We start from the raw sequence: 22,546 nt of genomic DNA, 5'->3' as shown, positions 1-22,546 counted from the left end.
TTGCTTTAAGATGAAGTTACAAATAATCGGTTCCGATGTAACTGGCGACAAATGTGGATCAAACCACGATGGAGCATCGGAATAAACGGCCGGTCGCCTGGGCAAAAGAGCAAATCCGCAGCTACCTGCGGACTGCTCTTTTTTGTTTAAAATAAGCTTGTTTGAAGTTTGAGGAGGTAGAGTGATGGACGAAGTTGTGGAGCTATCATTAACTGAAGCCACCGTCACTGTGTTAAGGGAGTTGGCGGAGGCTGGTAACCTTGGGTCAGGCAAAATTGTTGTCGTCGGAGTGAGCACAAGTGAGGTTGCTGGTGTCCGGATTGGAACTGGTGGTGCACTTGAAGTTGCAGAACAACTGCTTGAAGGTGTTCGTTTAGTAGCAGCGGAAAAAGGATTTCATCCGGTGTATCAGTGCTGCGAGCATTTAAATCGTGCACTTGTCATGGAACGCTCTCTGCTAGAGTCACTTGGTCTGAAGGAAGTATCAGCTGTACCTATACGAGGTGCTGGAGGTTCGATGGCTACGGCTGCTTATCACGCTATGAAAGATCCTGTTTTGGCGGAAACGATAGAAGCTCATGCTGGTTTAGATATTGGCGAGACACTGATAGGAATGCATTTACGGCGGGTAGCCGTTCCTTTCCGTCCGACTCTACGATACATTGGAGCAGCCAGAGTGAATGCGGCATGGACCAGACCCCCACTAATTGGCGGGGAACGTGCGGTATATCGTGCTCCAGAACAAAGTGGTTCACAGTTTTGTGATTAACGAACTTTAGTTTTTATATTTTTTGCAGAAACGTAGACCTAAGTCTCTTTATGGCGGGCAAATCGTTTCTACTTAAATACAACATTTCTACACACACTAGGGAGGAAATAAGAACATGGAACAATTGCGTAAGAGTGACCCGGCAGTACTGGAAGCGATGGAACTGGAACTGAAACGTCAGCGTGCCAACATTGAGCTTATTGCCTCAGAGAATATCGTTAGCGAAGCCGTAATGGAAGCTATGGGCTCCGTGCTTACGAACAAATATGCAGAAGGTTATCCAGGCAAACGTTATTATGGCGGCTGTGAAGATGTAGATATCGTTGAGAACCTTGCTCGTGATCGGGCAAAAGAATTGTTTGGCGCGGATCATGTCAACGTACAACCACATTCCGGCGCTCAAGCAAATATGGCAGTTTATCTGGCTGCACTTAAGCCTGGCGACACCGTTCTTGGAATGAATTTGGCGCACGGTGGTCATTTGACACATGGTAGCCCAGTTAATGCTTCTGGATTGCTTTATAACTTCGTTGCTTATGGAGTACAAGAAGATACTTTCCTAATTGATTATGATGAAGTACGTAAAGCAGCCTTCAAACACCGTCCAAAAATGATTGTAGCTGGTGCTAGTGCCTATCCGCGTATTATTGATTTCGAAAAACTTGGCGCTATCGCCAATGATGTGGGTGCGCTATTTATGGTAGATATGGCCCATATCGCAGGATTGGTTGCTGCTGGTCTTCATCCGAGCCCGGTTCCTCATGCTCATTTCGTTACAACTACTACGCATAAGACTTTGCGCGGTCCCCGCGGAGGTATGATTATGTGCAGACAGCCATGGGCAGCTGCTATTGATAAAGCGGTATTCCCTGGTTCCCAAGGTGGACCTCTGATGCATGTAATTGCTTCAAAAGCAGTCGCATTTGGTGAAGCATTGCAGCCATCCTTTAAGACTTATGCTCAAAATGTAGTGAAGAACGCTAATGTTCTTGCAGAAACGTTGATCAGCGAAGGGGTTAACATTGTATCCGGAGGTACAGATAACCACTTGATGCTGCTGGATACCCGTAATCTGAACATTACCGGAAAAGATGCGGAAAAAGTACTAGATTCCATCGGGATTACTGTGAATAAAAACGCAATTCCATTTGATCCTACAAGTCCTTTCGTAACAAGCGGTATTCGTATTGGTACACCTGCAGTCACATCCCGTGGTATGGACGAGCAGGCGATGGTCACTATTGGACGTATCATTGCTAATGTTCTAAAGAATCCGAAGGATGAGGCAAACTTGGCAGAATCTGCGCGTCAAGTGGCTGAGTTGACTGACCAATACCCTCTTTATCCAGAGTTGAAATACTAATTCTTTGCTTCTAATAAGAAATGATTCTGCCTCCATCCATACCCTCTTCCGGGTTTGATGGAGGCTTTTTTGTTGCATATTGTTCACAAATATCACTGTAGGTAATAGATGAAATTGAATGAAATTAATCATGAAAGTTCATGGAATTTTCAATAAAATTAGTGAAAATAATGTGAATAGTATGAAAAAGCCAAAGTTGCACAACATAATCTAGGTTTTATAAGTGATTGGTTTCCTAATTAAGCCAATCATTACCTTTAAAAACAAGGAAATACAAAGGAATATGTTCAATGTGAGTTCAAGTACCATTCTGAGGTGAAATGCAGCGGCGGGAGTGCTATAATAGACAGGATTTAGCCACTGAGAAGCAAAGCGCTTTCTATGGCTATAGACAAGACTTACAATTACCGGAGGGACAGTAAATGGGAAAATTGGTGATTTGCGATCATCCTTTAATTCAACACAAACTAACATTTATTCGCGACGTTAGAACAAACACGAAGGATTTCAGAGAACATGTTGACGAAGTTGCCACATTGATGGCTTATGAGATTACACGTGATATTCCACTAGAGACCATTACGGTACAAACACCGGTCACTGAGACGGAAAGCAAAGTGATTTCGGGAAGAATGCTGGGGCTTATTCCTATTCTTCGTGCGGGTTTAGGTATGCTTGAAGGTGTACTGAAGCTTCTACCTGCGGCTAAAGTAGGACATGTAGGGCTTTTCCGTGATCCAGACACTCTTCAACCAGTGGAGTATTATATCAAGCTTCCAACGGACGTACAGGAACGTGAATTGATAGTAATTGATCCGATGCTTGCTACAGGCGGATCCGCAATTGCTGCGATTACCTCACTGAAGAACCGTGGCTGTACACAGATCAAAATGATGAACTTGATTGCAGCGCCAGAAGGTGTTGCTGCAGTTCAGGAAGCTCATCCGGATGTTGATATTTATGTAGCAGCGCTTGATGATCATTTGAATGAACATGGTTACATCGTGCCAGGTCTTGGTGATGCTGGTGACCGTCTTTATGGAACCAAGTAATAAGTAATTAAGTATTAAGTATAGTAATGCGAGAATATTTGATGAGAGGGTAGGGGTTATGTCCAAAATCAAAGTAATGACTATTTTCGGAGTGCGCCCCGAGGCGATCAAGATGGCTCCTCTGGTTCTTGAACTGAAGAAGCATCCTGAGCATATCGAATCAATAGTATGTGTAACAGCACAGCATAGAGAACTGCTCGATCAAGTGTTGGAAGTGTTTAATATCACCCCTGATTACGATTTGGACGTGATGAAGGACCGTCAGACCTTGAATGAGATTACTATTCGTGTGCTTGAAGGTTTGGAACCTGTACTGAAAGAAGTTAAACCTGACCTCGTGCTGGTGCATGGGGACACCTTAACAACGTTTTTAGCTAGTTACGCTTCCTTCCTGCAGCAAATTCAGGTTGGGCACGTAGAAGCAGGACTTAGGACATGGAACAAATTGTCTCCGTATCCTGAAGAAATGAACCGTCAACTCACAGGTGTGTTAGCTGATCTGCATTTCGCTCCAACCGATTTGTCAGCTAACAATCTGAGACACGAGAACAAAAAAGAATCAAGTATTTATATCACAGGCAACACCGTAACTGATGTGTTTCAATATACCGTACAGCCGGATTACCGGCATCCTGTTTTGGATTTTGCTTCAGGAAAAAGACTTATTTTGATGACCGCTCACCGCAGAGAATCTCAAGGTGAACCGCATCGTAATATCTTCCGAGCTATTAAAAGAATCGCTGATGAATTCGAAGATGTCGCCATTGTTTATCCTGTGCATCCGAGTCCTGCCGTTAAGGAACCTGCGCATGAGATACTGGGAGGACATCCGAGAATTAAGCTGATTGATCCGCTGGATGTCGTGGACCTGCATAATTTTTATCCGCATACCCACTTGATATTGACCGATTCCGGCGGTCTGCAAGAGGAAGCTCCTTCTTATGGAGTGCCTGTTCTTGTGCTTCGTGATACAACGGAGCGTCCCGAAGGGATAGAGGCTGGAACGCTGGAACTTGTGGGCACGGACGAGGAGAAGGTGTATCAACGGACACATGCTCTTTTGACTGATAATGAGCTCTATCAGTCGATGAGTCGGGCCGCCAACCCGTATGGAGATGGCAAGGCTTCCCAACGGATTGTCAATGCGATTTTGCACCATTTTGGTGTTAATAAGGAACGTCCTGAAGAGTTTCACAGAATGTTCACAAAAAATAAATAATTTCAATTAAACTAATATCTGATCTGATTAAAATCAACATACAGTGAAACTGTACGGTTTATATGGTTTTGGAACGTTTTGCTGTGATTATTTTCATGTTTTCAAGGGTTTTTAGGCAATGTTCAATGAATTGACAAAGACTCAGGAAATTCAGTAAAATTAGTTGGGATTGTAGCCCATGAAAGAACAAAATAGCAAGGACAGCTTGTTACAGACCGCGCTTGTCATTGGAAGTGCAGGCACTTTGCTTGCCGCTTACATTCTTATTGGTTTTTTTGCGGCAAGATGGCTGAAAGACCTGATGGAGGGGCCGAAATATTGGCTCGCCATTGGCACTATAACTGGAATGATTCTGGGAATTGTGAATGTCGCCTTGTTAATTAAAAAATTTTTGGGGGAGCAGAATGGATAATATGACTCCCATGATCAATACCGTCACTAGAGTTACGCTCGTCCTTATGGCAGGACTCTTAATGGGCTGGGTGCTTCATCATGAGACCCGGGCAATTACACTGGGCATGACTCTGGGTCTGGTGGCGGGATTGGTAAACTTTCGTTATCTGGCCGTCAAGGTTCGACGGGTTACGCAGTCGATTGCGAGCAACGAAGGGAATGCCTTCAGCCTCGGTTTTGTTACACGGATTAGCTTCGCAATTTTGGTCACCATGTTCTCGGTCAAGATTGAGCATTTCTCCCTGGTAGCAACTGTTTCGGGCGTATTCATTCCTCAGCTTCTCGCCATTCCTGCGGGGATATATCTGAGTGTGAAGAATAAGCTTTAACCAGATTAAAGAGAAAGGGGGATGATACTATGCATGACATGCCGAAAATATTTGTCGGGGGAATACCGATAGATTTATCCGCCGTGTTGATGCTTCTGATCAGTTGTACAGTGGTATTTGTTCTGGTTATGCTTTCGGTTCGTAAGCTTTCCGTTGAAAATCCATCCAAGCTTCAGAACTTCATGGAATGGGTTGTGGAATTTGTAGAGGGTGTCATAAGCAGTGCCATGGATCTGAAGAAAGGAAAACCTTACATATCTTTAGGGTTGACATTGATTCTGTTTATCTTTGTTTCCAATCTACTTGGATTGCCTTTCTCCGTTGTAACTGAGGCGCATGGACCTGTAACAGTGTTTGGCCACGTGATTGAAGCAACTAAGAACTTGGCGAATGGTGAGCATGCAGAAATTTTATGGTACAAGTCGCCAACTGCTGACATTAATGTCACTGCAGGATTGGCAATCATAGTATTTGTACTGATGAACTTTCTGGGCATTAAGCTCAACGGCAAACATTATTTCAAACACTACATCGAGCCGTTTCCAATCTTTTTGCCACTGAACATTATCGAAAACCTGGCAAAACCTGTAGCGTTGGCTATTCGTCTATTCGCTAACATTTTCGCCGGAGAAGTACTAATTACAGTCATTTTGAAGCTGGGGATTCTCAGTATTCCGTTCCTGGCTGTATGGCAGGGCTTCAGTATTTTCGTCGGGGCGCTACAAGCATTTATCTTTACGATTCTGACGATGGTTTATATCGCACAGATGACGATTCACGAAGAAGAAGCACATTAATGAACTGCTGCGAAGAGAACGGCTATCGTCTGATTTTCCTTCGTGGGAGATATCTTATATCATTAAACACAAATATGAACCGAAATTAAAGGAGGATATTTACAAATGGAATTTTTAGCAGCAGCAATAGCGGTTGGATTGGGTGCACTTGGCGCAGGTCTTGGTAACGGTATGATCGTTAGTAGAACAGTTGAGTCCATCGCTCGTCAACCAGAAGCGAAAAATGCTTTGCAAACAACAATGTTTATTGGTGTAGGTATCGTCGAAGTTATTCCGTTGGCAGCAACAGTTATCGCATTCCTGATTATGTTTACTTAATAAACCGTAGTTACGGTTTGGCGGGGACGGCCGATGCCATCCGCGCCTTACTTTTGTATACGTCCGCATGACGCGGTAACGGAAGGGAGTGACCTCAGTGGATATTGTTTGGACAAACATAGTATTTTCAATTGTCGCCTTTGGGATTTTATATTTCTTGCTTAGCAAGTATGCGTTCAGCAAACTTTTTGCAGTTATGGAGAAACGCCGTGAGCTGGTAATGCAGCAAATGGACGAAGCTGCGAAGACTAGAGAACAAGCGGTCGCGTATGTGGAAGAGCAGAAGCAAGCGCTGAACAGTGCACGCCAGGAAGCTCAACAGATTATTCAACAATCGCAAATCACAAGCAATCTACAGGTAGAACAAACTTTGGCACAAGCCAAAGCAGATGCAGCACGTGTCAAAGAAGAGGCCGTGCGTGATATCGAGAACGAAAAGAACAAAGCAGTGGAAGAGTTGCGCAGCGAAATTGGAACGGCATCTGTTCGTATTGCTTCTAAACTTCTTAAGAAAGAAGTTAGTGCTAACGGCGAGCAGGAGCAACTTGTGAACCAATACCTCAAAGAGGTAGGAGGCCAATCATGAGCCGCGATACGGTAGTTGCCAAGCGCTACGCTAGAGCATTGTACAGTGCAGCGGTAGAGAAAGGGATTACCCTTGAAGTAGAAGAAGAGCTCAAGGCAGTGGTTGGATTATTACATTCCGACCAAGAGATAAAGCGGTTTATTCTTGCACCGCGCATCTCGGAGTCCGACAAGCTGAAAGTGCTGCGCACAGCGCTTCAAGATAAGCTCTCTCCCATCGTGATGAACATTGTAGAATTGTTAGTAGAGCGAGGCAGAACCGATATTTTTGCCGATCTGCTGGATACGTATATCAAGATTGAAGGAGACGCTCTTGGCATTGGTGATGCTAAGGTATACTCTGTTTATTCTTTAAGTGAAGAAGAAAAAGCAGCTGTAGCTGCAGAATTCGGCCAACTCGTAAACCGTAAAATCCGGATTACGAATGTGGTGGACCCAAGCCTGTTGGGAGGACTGAAAGTTTATATCGGCGATACGCTGTATGACGGCAGTCTGTCTAACAAATTGGAGCGTCTCGAGAAATCCTTTAATGATAAGCATAGAAGATAGGGGTGAGGATATTGGGCATCAGACCTGAAGAGATCAGCACTTTGATCAAAAGTCAAATTGAGGAATATAAAGCCGATATCGAAGTTGCCGAAGTCGGCACCGTCATTCAAGTCGGCGACGGTATCGCCCGTGTCTACGGTCTGGAAAACGCAATGGCAGGCGAATTGCTAGAGTTCTCCAACGGAGTAGTGGGCATGGCGCTCAATCTGGAAGAAAGCAACGTCGGTGTTGTTATTCTGGGTGAGTACAAGGAAATTCGTGAAGGCGATCAAGTAAAACGTACAGGACAAATTATGCAAGTTCCTGTTGGTGAAGCTCTGCTCGGTCGTGTAGTTAACGCACTTGGTATGCCGCTTGACGGCAAAGGCCCAATTGCTACAACTGAATTCCGTCCTGTAGAAAATAATGCACCAGGTGTTATCGATCGTAAATCGGTACATGAACCGATGCAAACAGGTCTTAAAGCCATTGATGCGATGGTACCAATCGGTCGTGGACAACGCGAACTTATCATTGGTGACCGTCAAACAGGTAAGACTGCAATCGCAATTGACGCGATTATCAACCAAAAAGGCAACGGCATGAAATGTATTTATGTTGCCATTGGTCAAAAGCAATCCACAGTAGCACAGGTTGTAGAAACTCTTCGCCGTCATGGCGCTTTGGAATATACAATCGTTGTAACTGCATCGGCTTCCGAGCCGTCCCCATTGTTGTATATTGCTCCATACGCAGGTTGCGCAATGGGCGAATACTTCATGTACAAGGGCGAGCACGTACTGATCATTTACGATGACCTTTCGAAACAAGCTTCGGCTTATCGCGAATTGTCCTTGCTGCTTCGTCGTCCACCGGGTCGTGAAGCATTCCCGGGTGACGTATTCTACTTGCACTCCCGTCTTTTGGAGCGTGCAGCTAAGCTTAGTGATGAGCTCGGTGGTGGTTCATTAACCGCACTTCCATTTATCGAAACACAGGCATCTGACGTATCAGCTTACATTCCTACGAACGTAATCTCGATTACAGATGGTCAAATCTTCCTTGAATCCGATCTGTTCTACTCTGGTCAACGTCCGGCAATCAACGTCGGTATCTCCGTTTCCCGTGTAGGGGGCTCCGCTCAAATCAAAGCGATGAAGAAGGTAGCCGGCTCGCTCCGTTTGGATCTTGCCCAATATCGCGAACTTCAAGCCTTCTCACAGTTCGGCTCAGATCTTGATAAATCTACACTTGCCCGTCTGAATCGCGGGGCACGTATGATGGAAGTTCTGAAACAAGGTGTGAATCAGCCGTTGTCTGTTGAGCATCAAGTGCTTAGCTTGTACACAGCTGTAAAAGGATATTTGGATGATATTCCAGTTAAAGACGTAAAACGTTTTGAAAAGGAATTCCTTGCTTACATGGATAGCAGTGCAGCTGATGTAGCTCAATCCATCAGGGATACAAAAGATTTGACAGCTGATAACGAAGCCGCTCTTAAAGCAGCGATTGATACCTTTAAAAGAGGTTTCGCTACTAGCTAATATAGATAGACTTTAACGGATTTTACTAAGTGAGCTTTGGCTCTGCCGAAGCTCAGGCTGTGCTTATGAAGTAGCTTTGACTTCGTCAAAGTTAAGAGAATGCTTACGAAGTTAGCTTTGACTCCGTCAAAGCTAAGATGATGCTTACGAAGTTAGCTTTGACTCCGTCAAAGCTCTAAGGTGGTGAAATCATGGCAAGAAGCATGCGTGATATTAAACGTCAAATTAAGAGTGTTCAAAACACAAGACAGATCACAAAAGCGATGGAAATGGTAGCCGCATCCAAGCTGAGAAAAGCTCAGGAGAAGGCAATTGCCGCCCGTCCTTATGCTGAGAAGCTAAAAGAGGTTGTATCGAGCATTGCGGCTGGCACAGAAGGTGTTCAACACCCTATGCTGGTTAGCCGCCCTGTGAAGAAGACTGGTTATCTAATCGTTACCTCTGATAGAGGGCTTGCAGGTGGTTACAACGCTAATATTTTGCGTAAGGTGACGATGCTCATCGCGGAGAAGCATAAGTCCAAAGATGAGTACGCATTGTTTGTTATTGGTCGTAAGGGCCGTGACTTTCTACGTCGCCGTGAATATCCGATTGTACAGGAAGTTACTGAGCTATCGGATGCGCCGAAGTTTGCTGACATCAAGTCTATCGCGAATTCGGCAGTACAGCAGTTTGTAGATGGTACGTATGATGAGTTGTATGTTTGTTACAATCAATTCGTCAATGCTATCACCCAGATCCCGACCGTTGAGCGACTGTTGCCTATGGATGGAGTAGGGAATCAAGAGCATCATGAAGCTTCTGCAAACTACGAATATGAACCTTCACCGGAAGGCGTGCTAGAAGTATTGCTTCCAAAGTACGCTGAAACTTTGATTTATAGCGCTATTCTGGATGGCAAGGCCAGTGAGCTGGGTGCGAAAATGACAGCTATGGGCAGTGCAACGAAGAACGCGTCGAAAATGATCGGAGAACTTACCCTTACGTACAACCGTGCCCGTCAGGCGGCAATTACGCAGGAAATTACCGAGATCGTGGCCGGAGCGAACGCGCAGTCTTAAAATACAAGAAAAGTTAAACTAAGTGCTTAACTTGTCTTGTGTTTTACGAGAAACAGTGTCGCTTGCTTAGGGTGCATAGCTCCTTAAGAACGGCACTGTAAGTTCTTCTTAAAATATAAGAAAGTATGGTTTTACACTATACAAAATGCTTATATTTCTACGAGAAACGGTTGTCATCTTTATATGACGACAACGTCGTTTCTTCTTGATGTAACAGCTTTCGAGGAGGGAAAAGAAGATGAACAAAGGACGCGTTGTAAGCATTATGGGTCCGGTTGTCGATATTGAATTTGAACGCGGCCAGTTGCCCGAGATTTTCAACGCTATCAAAATTGAAACCGTCTTGGACAATGGTCGTCAGCTTAACCTAACACTTGAGGTTTCCAATCACTTGGGAGACAATCTGGTACGTTGTATCGCGATGTCTTCTACTGATGGTCTGGTTCGTGGACTGGATGCGATCGATCAAGGAGGTCCAATCTCGGTTCCTGTAGGGGAAGCGACATTAGGCCGTGTATTTAACGTACTTGGCAATCCAATTGATAACGCTGGTGAAGTTCTTGCTGAGAAAAAGAACCCGATTCACCGTCTCGCACCAACATTTGATGAATTGTCAACACAAGCGGAAATCTTGGAAACAGGTATTAAAGTTATCGACTTGCTCGCACCTTATGCTAAGGGTGGTAAAGTCGGCCTCTTCGGCGGTGCCGGCGTAGGTAAAACAGTAACAATCCAGGAATTGATTAATAACATTGCCCAAGAGCACGGTGGTATTTCCGTATTCGCAGGTGTCGGTGAACGTACTCGTGAAGGTAATGACCTTTATCACGAAATGACGGATTCCGGCGTTATTAAGAAGACAGCAATGGTCTTCGGACAAATGAACGAGCCTCCAGGTGCACGTCTTCGTGTAGCTTTGACCGGTTTGACCATGGCGGAATATTTCCGTGATGTGGAAGGCCGCGATACGCTGCTCTTTATCGATAATATATTCCGCTTTACCCAAGCGGGTTCCGAAGTATCCGCTCTTCTCGGCCGTATGCCATCTGCGGTTGGTTATCAGCCGACTCTGGCTACTGAAATGGGCCAGCTGCAAGAGCGTATCACATCGACTAAAAAAGGTTCAGTTACATCGATTCAAGCAATCTACGTACCGGCGGATGACTACACTGACCCTGCTCCGGCTACAGCGTTTGCTCACTTGGATGCAACAACTAACCTTGAGCGTAAAATTTCCGAGAAGGGGATTTTCCCAGCGGTTGACCCACTGGCTTCCAGCTCGCGTTTGCTCGCTCCAGAAATTGTTGGTGAAGAACATTACAACGTGGCACAAGGTGTTAAACAATTGCTGCAACGTTATACCGAGCTTCAAGACATCATTGCCATCTTGGGTATGGATGAATTGAGTGAGGATGATAAGGTTATCGTAGCTCGTGCTCGTAAAGTTGAACGCTTCCTGTCGCAGCCATTCCACGTGGCTGAACAGTTCACTGGCTTTAAGGGTAAATATGTACCAATCAAAGAAACTGTACGCAGCTTTAAGGAAATCCTGGATGGTAAGCATGATGATCTTCCAGAAGCAGCTTTCCTATTTGTAGGTACGATTGAAGAAGCAGTAGAAAAAGCGAAATCGATGTAACCTGAGCTTAGCTAATGCTTTCGATGCAAGCTTTACTTCGTAAAGCTTAGTGCATGCTTTCGAAGCGAGCTTTACAATGTAAAGCTTTAAGGAGGAATGGAAGTGAATACCTTTTTGTTGGAAATTGTCACGCCGGAGCATCTCGTTTACTCCAAGCAAGTGAATAGCTTGATTGTAAGAGGGGTCGAAGGCGAGTTGGGTATTTTGCCGGGACACATTCCGCTTGTGACTCCACTTCAGGTTGCTCCGTTATCCGTCAAATCGGACGGTGTTACGATCTCCATCGCTGTTCATGGCGGGTTCGTTGAAGTGCATAAGGACAAAGTAACCGTGCTGGCTGAAAGTGCCGAGCTGCCGACAGATATCGATGTTGAGCGCGCCGAAGCGGCTAGAGAACGGGCTCAACGCCGTCTCCAGACTCGGAGCAAACAAGATGATATCGATCACCGCCGTGCGGAATTGGCGCTGCAACGCGCTGTTACACGGATTAAAGTGTCCACTGGAAAAGGACAACAGTAGGATAAAAGCAGTCAAGCCTTAGGGTTTGACTGCTTTTTATTATAGTAATCTATTGAAAAAAGGTTAAAATTTCTTCATTATTTTGGATAATGGCGTTGAATTGTTTAAAAATTTGTAAAAGTACTGGATTCTTTTGCCCTTCACAAGTATGATATAAGAGTCGATTTCCGAGTAATACGAACACGGAGGGTTAGCATGGAGGATATATTGTCGGGTGGGTTGTCTAGCGCAGTTGGAACCAGCAGTATGGTCTCAATGATTGTATCTTTGCTCAGTGTTGTATTATCTTGGTGGGCATTGCAGAACCTTAAGCTCGATTTGGTCATAAGATATCCCAAGAGTCCTCAGGGAAGGCTGCTGCACTTGCTGTTGGCCATTGTACTTGGTCGTTTTGTAGCGGGGTTCTTCCTGGATTACCTGAGCTGGAGTGGGATGATCCGATATATGTTTTAAGGGGATGTAGTTTGGTTATAAGTGTCTTAGGTCGCAGTGGTCAAAAGGTGTCGAATAATAAGGTTTTATTATGTCAACACTGAACTTTAAGGAACATGCCCGAGTAAATGGGCGTATTGATGGAGTAGAGAACTTTTTTGCAATTACTTTAATCTAAAAAAATAATTTAAGAAATAATGGACGCGGAGGGAAACCGAAAATGAGCAAATTTATCGTCCGCGGTGGCAACAGATTGACCGGGAGCGTGAAAGTTAGCGGCGCAAAAAATTCCGTATTACCGATCATAGCCGCCTCTCTATTGGCAGAAGAAGGAGTAAGCGTCATTGTAGACGCACCTCCGCTTGATGATGTGATGACGATATCAAAAATGCTGGAATCTCTGGGTGCAGGGGTTACATATCAGAACGATATTATCCAAGTGGATGCTACAAATATCACATCCTGTGAAGCACCTTATGAATGGGTTCGAAAAATGCGGGCGTCTTTTTTAGTCATGGGCCCACTGTTATCTAGACTTGGTCAGACAAGAATTTCCCTGCCAGGCGGCTGTGCCATTGGTACACGACCGATTGATCAGCATTTGAAAGGGTTTGAAGCACTGGGTGCGGAGATTAGTCTCGGCCAGGGCTACATTGAAGCGAAAAGCAACGGACGCCTGCGCGGTGCCAAAGTGTATTTGGATGTAGCAAGCGTAGGTGCGACCGAAAATATAATGATGGCAGCTACACTAGCCGAAGGCGTGACCGTTATCGAGAATGCGGCTAAGGAGCCTGAGATTGTCGACCTGGCCAATTACTTGAATGGTATGGGCGCAATCGTACGCGGTGCGGGAACAGGCGTTATCCGTATTGAAGGGGTAGAACGTCTGCATGGGGTCAAACATCATGTAATCCCTGACCGTATCGAAGCAGGTACGTACATGGCGGCTGCAGCAATTACCGGTGGCGATGTATATGTGGAAGGCGCAATTGCTGATCACTTAGGTCCTGTTATTGCTAAGATGGAAGAAATGGGTGTAACCATTATTCCTGACGAGAACGGTATTCGTGTAATCAGTGACAAGCCTCTCAAAGCTGTTGATTTGAAGACTTTGCCGTATCCAGGTTTTCCTACGGATATGCAGTCGCAAATGATGGCATTATTGCTGCGTTCTGAAGGTACCAGTGTCGTTACAGAAACTGTATTTGAGAACCGGTTTATGCATGTGGATGAATTCCACAACATGAACGCTGAGATTAAAATCGAAGGTCGCTCGGCGATCGTTACAGGTAATGCACAATTGGTCGGAGCTAAGGTTTGTGCTACGGATCTGCGTGCGGGAGCTGCGCTTATTTTGGCAGGTCTGGTTGCTGAAGGCACTACTGAAGTAAGCGGAACTCATCATATTGACCGCGGGTATGTTCATTTGGCTGAGAAACTGTCCGGACTGGGTGCGGAAATTTGGCGCATCTCCATGGAAGACACTTCAGCGCAAACCGTGAAGGATGAAGTTCTTAAACCGGAAGTATCCAAGAGTGAATCGACTAAAAACGAAGAGGTTAAACCACGCTTTCAGGTTCAACCAACTTGGGTATAATATCAATCATTAGGAGAGACCAGGCTGCAGTTTGCAGCTTGGTCTTTTTTTATGGAATCCTCATTTGATGGGGATTTTTTTGTATGCAATTTAATAGCCTGTGGTCTAGTAATAGATTGAGGACAGGAACTCTCTTTCTCTCAAATTGTGTTCTAGCAGTTGCTGCAAATTCATATCTATAAGAATCACCAGTGATTCACGGAAGGAGCCATAGAGATGAAAGATTTCCGCTACTTGCGAAGAAACAAGACAACGCGCTGGCACTCGCGTCCCCTTGCTCCCCGGCGCAGGCGACTCATCCCCGTCGCCTGGCTCGCAGCGCCTTTCCTGGCGGCGCTGCTGATTCCGCTGGCGGTTGTCCCACTACACCGGGGACAACCGGCGCCTGTGGCCGTGCCGGCGGTCACGGCCCCTCCGGCGGCGCCGGAGACGGCTGCGCAGGAAGCGCCGCAGCCGAACGTCTCTGTCTATTTGTCGCACAGCGGACAAATAGAGACATTGCCGCTGGAGGACTACGTCCGCGGCGTGCTTGCGGCCGAGATGCCGGCCGACTTTGAGCTTGAAGCGCTCAAAGCGCAGGCCGTAGCGGCCCGCACCTTTATCATGCGCCGCCTGGTGGCTGGCGACAGAAGCGGCGTACCCGTTCCGGAGGCGGATGTAACCGATACGGTAAGCCATCAGGCTTACATATCTAAGGACACGCTGGAACGGCAATGGAAGCTCGGCGGAAGAAGCGCCGACCTTGCAAAGCTGCAGCGCGCGGTCCTTGAGACGCGCGGAGTGATCATGACTTATAAAGGGCAGCCGATAACGGCCTCCTTTTTCGCCTCCAGTGGAGGATATACTGAGAACTCAGAAGAGTATTGGAATGCAGCGATTCCCTATCTGCGCAGCGTGACGAGTCCTTGGGAGAAAGAGATTACCCCAAACTATGCAGTGACTAACACCTTTACTGTTGCTGAAATACTTACTAGATTGGGTCTGAACGATAAAGTCATTCCAGCCTCCAAAGAAACTACCAATTCAGGAACTACAACGAAGATTTCATCATCTTCGAGATTACCTATGGAAGTGTTGTCTCTTACCACTGGACATCGGATTAAAGAGGTCTCAATTGGAGGCTCTATATTTACTGGACGTGAAGTGAGAGAGAAGCTGGGCCTACGATCCAGCCAATTCAGTTGGAGTCGTAAGGGGAATAAGATCTTAATCACGACCTTCGGAAATGGGCATGGAGTAGGGATGAGCCAGTGGGGGGCAAATGGTATGGCTAAAGAGGGTGGAACTGCTACCCAAATTCTCAAACACTATTATAGTGGTATCTCATTTACACAAATCTCAACTCTTCTGAAAAAATAACTTGAAAGATACGTATAAAAGAGAAAACCCCGGTAACACTGGTTACTGAGGTGATAACCATATGAATGAACAAGACAAAAACAAAACAAACCAAGATGAATCTCTCAAAAAAACTCAGGGAGATTTACCTGGCGCAAAACCTTCTTCATGGAACAGACTGGTATCTAAACGTTGGGTATTCCCAGCAGTCTACACGGCGGCAGCGGCAATTATACTAACCTTGGTGTGGGTCTATCAGGATGCCGGCCAGAAGCCGCTCAACCAGGACACTGCCGCCACTTCGCATCAAGTAGGAACTTCCGCTAACGAAGCTGGTACAACAACCGGTGGTCCAGATGCACTTGAAGTTGTTGCTTCAACGGAAAGTATGACTTGGCCAGTAGCTAATCCAGGTGAAGTAGAAGTAGTTAAGCCGTATTATGATGAGAATGGTACAGAGGACAATCACGTTGCCGCTATGGTGCAATATAACGACAAATTTATTCCTAATGTCGGAATCGATATTGCCCGTGAAGACAACAATACGTTCGATGTTAAAGCAGCGCTCAGCGGTGAAGTGACCAGAGTGGAAGATGTTGCGGTATTAGGTAAAGTGATTGAAATTACCCATCAAGGTAATTTGAAGACTGTATACCAAAGTCTTGGTGAAACAAAAGTTAAACAAGGCGATGTAGTGAAGCAAGGAGATACTCTTGCCACAGCTGGTCGCAGTGAGATCGAAAAGGACCTTGGAAATCATGTACACTTTGAAGTGTACGAAGATGGCAAAGTAGTCAATCCATCGGATTTACTGCCACAGCGATAAAAATTTCTATAGCAGGGGGCGAAAGCCCCCTATTTTTTTGTGTATATAAGGATTTTTAAGGTTGTGTTTGTGATGAGCCTTTTGTTTACGCGGGAAACGGTTGTTGACCTAAAGGGAGAACGACGGCTTTTCATCATGCTAATAACACGGGTTATTAGGTTGTCCATTAAATAAAATGAGCCCTCCATAGCTTGTCATGTCTTGAAAGCGCGAATATATAAGCCCGCCCCTCATATAATGTACCAAACTATCCACAGTTGGGAGGCGGGAGCGTGCACGATTACATCAAGGAACGTACGATCAAAATCGGACGCTGCATCGTGGAAACCAGGCATACGGTCCGGACCATAGCCAAGGAATTTGGCGTTTCAAAGAGCACGGTGCATAAAGATTTAACTGAGCGTCTGCCAGAGATCAACCCTGATCTGGCCGATCAGGTGAAGCACATTCTCGAATATCACAAGTCCATCCGACATCTTCGGGGGGGAGAAGCCACAAAAATCAAATATAAAAAATCGACGGGGAAAAAACGTGAGGTTGCTGTAGCATCAAAGCCATGAGATTTTCGGAAATTTAAGGAAATATTCAGCTTTAATACATTGTGTACTTCCCCTAAAGTATGGTATTTTTAAATTTAGTACTAACTGCTGTTTTTTCAATTAAAATAACACTTTGGGGGCTCTTTCATTATGTTTAGCAAGGATATCGGAATCGACCTCGGCACGGCCAATGTGCTCATACATGTTAAAGGAAGGGGAGTCGTTCTGGATGAACCTTCCGTGGTCACACTTGAAAGTGATACGAAGAGAGTCCTTGCGGTGGGAGAACAGGCACGTCGCATGGTTGGACGTACACCTGGAAATATTATAACAATCCGTCCTCTACGGGATGGTGTCATTGCAGATTTTGAAATCACAGAAATGATGCTCAAGTATTTTATCGACCGCGTTGGCGGCCGGTCCTGGTACGCACGGCCCCGTATTCTGATTTGCGCCCCTACAAATATTACATCTGTGGAACAGAAGTCCATACGGGAAGCGGCAGAGCGGAGCGGGGCTAAGGAAGTTTTTATGGAGGAAGAGCCAAAAGCCGCTGCAATCGGAGCGGGAATGGATATTTATCAGCCTAGTGGGAACATGGTCGTCGATATCGGTGGCGGAACGACGGATGTAGCCGTACTTTCTATGGGCGACGTCGTTACCGCTTCTTCGATTAAAGTCGCAGGAGACAAGTTCGATGAGGCCATTTTAAGATATATTAAACAAAAGTATAAGCTGTTAATCGGTGAACGTACGGCAGAGGATATTAAGGTTACAATTGGCACCGTGCGTCCAGGCCTGATGCAGGCTGAAATGGATATTCGTGGTCGTGATATGGTAAGTGGACTCCCTCAGACGCTCACTATTACTTCAGGCGAGGTAAAAGAAGCACTATGGGATCCGGTTTCTTCTATTGTGGCAGCTGCTAAGTCCGTTCTGGAACGTACACCGCCTGAGCTATCAGCAGATATTATTGACCGGGGTGTTGTTCTAACTGGTGGTGGCGCTTTACTTAATGGATTGGACGAGCTCCTCTCAGAAGAATTACATGTTCCGGTGTGGATAGCGGAAGACCCGATGCATTGTGTAGTTAAGGGAACCGGAATAATGCTAGATAATTTGGACAAGGTCGTTAAGAAAAAGTTCTAAGCAGCCGATATAAAAGGTAGCAAAAGATTCGGAAGGGGACTACCTTCATGATAAGAGGATTATATACAGCCGCTGCAGGTATGGTTACACAGCAGCGTAGACATGATACGGCAACACAGAACATCGCTAACTTGAATACAACGGGGTACAAGCAGGTTGACAGTGTCAATCATGCTTTTCCGGATGTATTGATCTCTGCTATGAGTAATGGCAATACAAAGCCAGTGGGGCGCCTTAACACTGGGGTTTTTGCAGAACAATCGATATCCCAATATTTACAGGGTGATTTAAGGGAGAGCGGCAAGACCATGGATTTTGCTTTATCTACGGATTTGCAAGTAGCTGATCCTGTGACAGGTCAAAATATCTCCTTTGATGGTTCAGGCAAATATGTAAGCCCTGAGGGTGAGGTTGTTTATCGTCCACAGGCCTTCTTTACTGTACAGGATGCTGAAGGGAATAATCTGTATACGCGAAATGGGAGCTTCTCAATAAACGCGGCTACAGGAGAGGTACTGAGCAGTGGTGGCTTCAAGGTTCTTGATTCCACAGGCAAGCCCCTTGTCTTGACAGGAAATCAGGACACCCTTAAAGTGGACGGGCAGGGTAATTTGCTTAATCCAGTAACAGGACTTCCGACAGGGACCAAGCTTGGTGTGAGTGTAGTAACAAAGCCACAGGAGCTTGTACGTGACGGTAATGGTGTATTTCACGCTGATGATGTAGAGGCGGCAGATATCCGTTTCTCTAACGGAACAGATAACATGCAAGTACGCCAAGGTTACCTGGAAAGCTCCAATGTAGATCCTACTCAGGTTACTGTGGATTTGAATGCCGCCTATCGGGCTTATGAAGCGAACCAGAAGATTGTTCAATATTATGATGGCAGCTTGCAGAAGGCTGTAAGTGAAGTTGGCAGGGTATAGGCAGTGCTTAGGAATGAGCTTTACAGGTAGAGCTTATAGGAGGTTTGATCTATGAACAACTCAACGATTAGTGCAGCAGTCTCCATGTCGAGCCTTCAGCAGCGGCTTGATATTATAGCGGATAATCTAGCCAACATGGATACCAATGGTTATAAGAGCAAGCAGGGCTCTTTTGAGGACGTGCTGACTCGTGTACAACAGCAATCAGATGATTATGACCAACCGGGCCGTTCTACACCTCTAGGCTTTAATATGGGTTTTGGGACTTATGTGCCTTCGATCTCAACGAATTGGGAAGAGGGACCCCTTAAAGAAACAGGGAGTCCGACCGACTTAGCCATTCAGGGCAACGGGCTTTTTGGTGTTCAGGTCAATGGTACTACGGCGTACACACGTCAGGGTGATTTTCACTTTATTCCTGATACGACTGATGCTAAAAAGATGGTATTGGTTGATAACACTGGAAACTCTGTTTTAAATACAGAGGGCAAACCTCTAACGGTTCCTGTAGGTGTGAATGCTGCTATCGATGAATCCGGTCGTGTGTTAACGAAAAAGACAGAGAATGGACCTGTTCAGGTAGCGGGTACTATAATGATAGTAGAACCTAAGACACAGAATGCCTTAAAGGCTGTCGACGGGAATTTCTATATGCTTGCAGATGGAGTTACAGCACAGCAGGCTTTTGTACAAAGAGCGGCAGGCGAGGCATCTGGAATTGGAGTGCGCTCAGGATGGCTGGAGCAGTCGAATGTCGATATGACCTCAGAAATGACAGAAATGATGCAGATTCAACGCACGTATCAACTCGTAGCTCGGGCACTTTCGTCCAGTGATCAGATGTTTGGTCTAGCCAATAACATGCGCGCGTAGAGGTGAAGGAATGGATCGACAGGAAAAAGTTAAATCGGAAGAGAAGAAAGAACCCTCTCCACGAGGGATCTCCAAATGGACCATGATACAATGGGTTCTTATTCCCTTGCTTCTCGTAGCTGCACTTGGAGGCGGCCTGGCCGTCGGTTACGTTGTCCTGGGTAAGAAAGAGTTAAGCGATGCTCTGCAGTGGAGCACGTGGAGACATGTATATGATTTGGTTTTTGCTCCATAAATGAAGATGATTTAACCACTCCCTTGTTATACAAGGGAGTTTTCTTTTTTATGCTGAAAAATGTATAATGGTGGGGGGCCTCGGGCAGCAAAAAGGGCCCTCTCCGCCATGCTGCCGCATCCGGTGGAGAAAGCCCCTTATCTCAACCTCCACTTCTGCAGTTGGTGAAGGATAAATATAGTTTTTACCGAACCTGCCTAATTTTATGCATTTCGGCAAAGAATAAAAGAAAATGTGCAACATCCGAAAGGAGTTTTGTCATAATGCTGGATATCAACCAAATTCAAGAAATCATCCCCCATCGGCCTCCATTTCTGCTGGTGGACAAAATTATCGAGATTGAAATGGGCAAAAAAGCTGTAGGAATCAAAAATGTAACGATCAATGAACCGTTCTTTGTAGGTCACTTTCCGGGCTATCCGGTAATGCCGGGTGTACTGATTACAGAAGCCCTTGCACAAGTGGGTGCGGTTGCTATCCTGGGAGTAGAGGCTAATCGCGGCCGAATCGGTTTTTTAGCTGGGCTGGACGGATTCCGTTTCCGCGGTCAAGTAGTACCGGGCGATACACTTACTCTTGAAGTAGAGATCACCCGCCTTAAGGGCAGCATCGGAAAAGGACAAGCTACTGCTTCCGTTGAAGGTAAGGTTGTAGCCTCTGGAGAAATTATGTTTGCTCTGAGCTAAATATTTTATTTTTCTATAAATATATCTAAAGGAGAGATTCATATGACTCAATTAAGTGCGAAAGCGGCAGACACATTATCCCGCTGGTTGCAGGACCCTTCTGTTGACGAGGCTACAAAGGCAGAGCTTCGCGCTCTGGAGAATGAGCCACAGGAGCTTGAAGAGCGTTTTTACAGAGACTTAGAGTTTGGTACAGGCGGCTTGCGTGGGGTTATTGGTGCGGGCAGCAATCGTATCAATCGTTATACTGTTGGCAGAGCTACACAAGGCTTCGCTAATTATATTCTAGAAAAGCATACTGGAGAAGGCAGACCTTCGGTTGTTATCGCGCATGACTCTCGTCGCTTCTCGCCTGAATTCACACTTGAGGCTGCTCTTGTACTGGCTGCTAATGGCATCGAGGCGCATTTGTTTACCTCCCTTCGATCAACACCACAGCTGTCATTCAGCGTGCGTTATTTGAAAGCAACGGGTGGTATTGTAATCACCGCGAGCCATAACCCTCCTGAATACAATGGTTATAAGGTCTATAATTCGGAAGGCGGACAGCTTGTACCACACGAAGCCGAAAAGGTCATTTCTTACATACTAGAGGTTGACACTTTTGATGGTGTAAAGCGGATTTCGCAAGAAGAAGCTGAAGCTCAAGGGCTGTTGCACTGGCTAGGAGAGAAGGATGACGAAGCGTTTACCGATACTGTTGCTGCGGTCAGTCTTGCAAGTGAAGAGATTGCCTCTACGCTTGGAAAAGACTTCAAAATCGTATACACTCCGCTGCATGGTACAGGTAATTTGCCAGTCCGCCGTGTACTTGAGAAAATCGGGTTCACCCAGGTACATGTTGTACCTGAGCAAGAACAGCCGGATTCTGAATTCTCTACAGTGAAATCGCCGAACCCGGAGGAGCGTGAAGCTTTTACGCTGGCTATGAAGCTGGGCGAAGAGTTGAATGCTGACCTTTTGATTGGTACAGATCCTGATGCAGACCGTATGGGTGCGGTAGTTCGCGACAATGAAGGTAAATTTGTTGTTCTGTCCGGTAATCAATCCGGAGCACTGATGATTCATTACTATTTGAGTCGTTTGCAGGAACAAGGAAAGCTGCCTAGCAATGGTGCGGTTGTAAAGACTATCGTTACTAGTGAAATGGGGGCTGCTGTAGCTTCTCATTATGGTGCAACTGTATTTAATACGCTGACTGGCTTCAAATATATTGGAGAAAAGATGACCCAGTTCGAACAATCCGGAGAATACACATATCTTTTCGGATATGAAGAAAGCTATGGTTATCTTGCAGGCAATTATGCTCGCGATAAGGATGCTGTTCTTGCTGCTATGCTTATCGCTGAAGCAGGTGCTTATTATAAAGCTCAAGGCAAAACATTATATGATGTTCTTCAGGAATTGTACAAGCAGTTCGGATACTTCTTGGAAAGCTTGGAGTCCCGTACGCTGAAAGGCAAAGATGGCGTTGCGCAAATTCAAGGAATCATGAATGATTGGCGTTCTAATGCACCACAAGAAATTGCTGGATCTGCCGTAACAGAAATTCAGGATTATTCCCTGGGCTTAAATGGACTGCCGAAGGAAAATGTACTGAAGTATTTGCTGGCTGACGGATCTTGGTTCTGCCTGCGCCCTTCCGGCACAGAACCTAAGATTAAGGTTTATTTTGCAGTAGTGGGTGACTCCCTGCAGAATGCTAAGGATAAGGTTGCTGCACTGTCGAAACAGGTTATGGCTCGCGTTGACGGGGGACAATAATAAAT

Annotated in this window: 25 protein-coding genes and 1 riboswitch; all 25 genes read left to right on the top strand. The window is 45.7% G+C overall.

Annotated elements, in window-relative coordinates; translation table 11 throughout:
* The first annotated feature begins 27 nt into the window (after positions 1-27).
* Positions 28-110: riboswitch (ZMP/ZTP riboswitch) on the top strand.
* Between the two features lie 74 nt (positions 111-184).
* The gene (locus MHI51_RS28720; protein ID WP_076099682.1) at positions 185-769 is read left to right on the top strand and encodes a TIGR01440 family protein; all 585 of its coding nucleotides are present in this window, start codon (positions 185-187) and stop codon (positions 767-769) included.
* A 115-nt stretch (positions 770-884) separates the two neighbouring features.
* A complete protein-coding gene (gene glyA / locus MHI51_RS28715) occupies positions 885-2,132 on the top strand; it encodes a serine hydroxymethyltransferase (protein ID WP_038573642.1) in 1,248 nt (415 codons plus the stop codon).
* 422 nt (positions 2,133-2,554) lie between these two features.
* Complete coding sequence (upp, locus tag MHI51_RS28710) at positions 2,555-3,184, top strand: uracil phosphoribosyltransferase (protein WP_036681583.1); 630 nt, start codon at positions 2,555-2,557, stop codon at positions 3,182-3,184.
* Positions 3,185-3,242: 58 nt separating this feature from the next.
* Entirely contained in the window at positions 3,243-4,403 is a 1,161-nt protein-coding gene (wecB, locus tag MHI51_RS28705) for a non-hydrolyzing UDP-N-acetylglucosamine 2-epimerase (protein ID WP_076123932.1), read from the top strand.
* Between the two features lie 178 nt (positions 4,404-4,581).
* Positions 4,582-4,815: an AtpZ/AtpI family protein gene (locus MHI51_RS28700; protein WP_036681579.1), complete on the top strand. Its 234-nt coding sequence runs from the start codon at positions 4,582-4,584 to the stop codon at positions 4,813-4,815.
* Positions 4,808-5,185 carry an ATP synthase subunit I gene (locus MHI51_RS28695; RefSeq protein ID WP_036681578.1) on the top strand — a complete coding sequence of 126 codons (378 nt, stop codon included), beginning with the start codon at positions 4,808-4,810 and terminating at the stop codon, positions 5,183-5,185. The genes MHI51_RS28700 and MHI51_RS28695 overlap by 8 nt, the downstream gene beginning before the upstream one ends.
* Before the next feature lie 29 nt (positions 5,186-5,214).
* Positions 5,215-5,982, top strand: a complete 768-nt coding sequence (gene atpB, locus MHI51_RS28690; RefSeq protein ID WP_036681575.1) for a F0F1 ATP synthase subunit A — start codon at positions 5,215-5,217, stop codon at positions 5,980-5,982.
* Positions 5,983-6,087: 105 nt separating this feature from the next.
* Positions 6,088-6,300 (top strand): F0F1 ATP synthase subunit C, encoded by a 213-nt coding sequence (gene atpE / locus MHI51_RS28685; protein ID WP_036681574.1) that lies wholly within the window; start codon positions 6,088-6,090, stop codon positions 6,298-6,300.
* Between the two features lie 97 nt (positions 6,301-6,397).
* A complete protein-coding gene (atpF, locus tag MHI51_RS28680; RefSeq protein WP_076123930.1) occupies positions 6,398-6,886 on the top strand; it encodes a F0F1 ATP synthase subunit B in 489 nt (162 codons plus the stop codon).
* Positions 6,883-7,434 (top strand): F0F1 ATP synthase subunit delta, encoded by a 552-nt coding sequence (locus tag MHI51_RS28675; RefSeq protein WP_076123928.1) that lies wholly within the window; start codon positions 6,883-6,885, stop codon positions 7,432-7,434. The genes atpF and MHI51_RS28675 overlap by 4 nt, the downstream gene beginning before the upstream one ends.
* Positions 7,435-7,445: 11 nt before the next feature.
* Positions 7,446-8,957 (top strand): F0F1 ATP synthase subunit alpha, encoded by a 1,512-nt coding sequence (atpA, locus tag MHI51_RS28670; protein ID WP_036681566.1) that lies wholly within the window; start codon positions 7,446-7,448, stop codon positions 8,955-8,957.
* Between the two features lie 191 nt (positions 8,958-9,148).
* Complete coding sequence (gene atpG, locus MHI51_RS28665; RefSeq protein WP_036681564.1) at positions 9,149-10,018, top strand: ATP synthase F1 subunit gamma; 870 nt, start codon at positions 9,149-9,151, stop codon at positions 10,016-10,018.
* A gap of 238 nt (positions 10,019-10,256) precedes the next feature.
* Positions 10,257-11,657: a F0F1 ATP synthase subunit beta gene (gene atpD / locus MHI51_RS28660; RefSeq protein ID WP_036681562.1), complete on the top strand. Its 1,401-nt coding sequence runs from the start codon at positions 10,257-10,259 to the stop codon at positions 11,655-11,657.
* 102 nt (positions 11,658-11,759) lie between these two features.
* Positions 11,760-12,176, top strand: coding sequence for a F0F1 ATP synthase subunit epsilon (locus MHI51_RS28655; protein WP_036681559.1), 417 nt, complete (start codon positions 11,760-11,762; stop codon positions 12,174-12,176).
* 195 nt (positions 12,177-12,371) lie between these two features.
* Positions 12,372-12,629 carry a DUF1146 family protein gene (locus MHI51_RS28650; protein ID WP_036681556.1) on the top strand — a complete coding sequence of 86 codons (258 nt, stop codon included), beginning with the start codon at positions 12,372-12,374 and terminating at the stop codon, positions 12,627-12,629.
* Positions 12,630-12,828: 199 nt separating this feature from the next.
* Complete coding sequence (gene murA, locus MHI51_RS28645) at positions 12,829-14,205, top strand: UDP-N-acetylglucosamine 1-carboxyvinyltransferase (protein ID WP_076123926.1); 1,377 nt, start codon at positions 12,829-12,831, stop codon at positions 14,203-14,205.
* Positions 14,206-14,421: 216 nt separating this feature from the next.
* Positions 14,422-15,564, top strand: coding sequence for a stage II sporulation protein D (gene spoIID, locus MHI51_RS28640; protein WP_076276919.1), 1,143 nt, complete (start codon positions 14,422-14,424; stop codon positions 15,562-15,564).
* 61 nt (positions 15,565-15,625) lie between these two features.
* A complete protein-coding gene (locus MHI51_RS28635; RefSeq protein WP_341004064.1) occupies positions 15,626-16,369 on the top strand; it encodes a M23 family metallopeptidase in 744 nt (247 codons plus the stop codon).
* 272 nt (positions 16,370-16,641) lie between these two features.
* Positions 16,642-16,929, top strand: a complete 288-nt coding sequence (spoIIID, locus tag MHI51_RS28630; RefSeq protein WP_036681548.1) for a sporulation transcriptional regulator SpoIIID — start codon at positions 16,642-16,644, stop codon at positions 16,927-16,929.
* 129 nt (positions 16,930-17,058) lie between these two features.
* On the top strand, positions 17,059-18,057 hold the full coding sequence (locus tag MHI51_RS28625; protein WP_036681546.1) for a rod shape-determining protein: 999 nt from the start codon (positions 17,059-17,061) through the stop codon (positions 18,055-18,057).
* Between the two features lie 47 nt (positions 18,058-18,104).
* Positions 18,105-18,983, top strand: a complete 879-nt coding sequence (locus tag MHI51_RS28620; RefSeq protein ID WP_038573634.1) for a flagellar hook-basal body protein — start codon at positions 18,105-18,107, stop codon at positions 18,981-18,983.
* Positions 18,984-19,034: 51 nt separating this feature from the next.
* Positions 19,035-19,856 carry a flagellar hook-basal body protein gene (locus tag MHI51_RS28615; RefSeq protein ID WP_076099680.1) on the top strand — a complete coding sequence of 274 codons (822 nt, stop codon included), beginning with the start codon at positions 19,035-19,037 and terminating at the stop codon, positions 19,854-19,856.
* A 10-nt stretch (positions 19,857-19,866) separates the two neighbouring features.
* Positions 19,867-20,091 carry a DNA-directed RNA polymerase subunit beta gene (locus tag MHI51_RS28610; protein WP_036681538.1) on the top strand — a complete coding sequence of 75 codons (225 nt, stop codon included), beginning with the start codon at positions 19,867-19,869 and terminating at the stop codon, positions 20,089-20,091.
* A gap of 263 nt (positions 20,092-20,354) precedes the next feature.
* Entirely contained in the window at positions 20,355-20,777 is a 423-nt protein-coding gene (fabZ, locus tag MHI51_RS28605) for a 3-hydroxyacyl-ACP dehydratase FabZ (RefSeq protein ID WP_036681536.1), read from the top strand.
* Positions 20,778-20,819: 42 nt separating this feature from the next.
* Entirely contained in the window at positions 20,820-22,541 is a 1,722-nt protein-coding gene (locus MHI51_RS28600; RefSeq protein ID WP_076219973.1) for a phospho-sugar mutase, read from the top strand.
* Positions 22,542-22,546 lie beyond the last annotated feature (5 nt).

The sequence above is a fragment of the Paenibacillus sp. FSL H8-0260 genome (assembly GCF_045040625.1).
GTDB lineage: Bacteria > Bacillota > Bacilli > Paenibacillales > Paenibacillaceae > Paenibacillus_AQ > Paenibacillus_AQ odorifer.
This window is presented reverse-complemented; position numbering and strand designations above follow the sequence as displayed.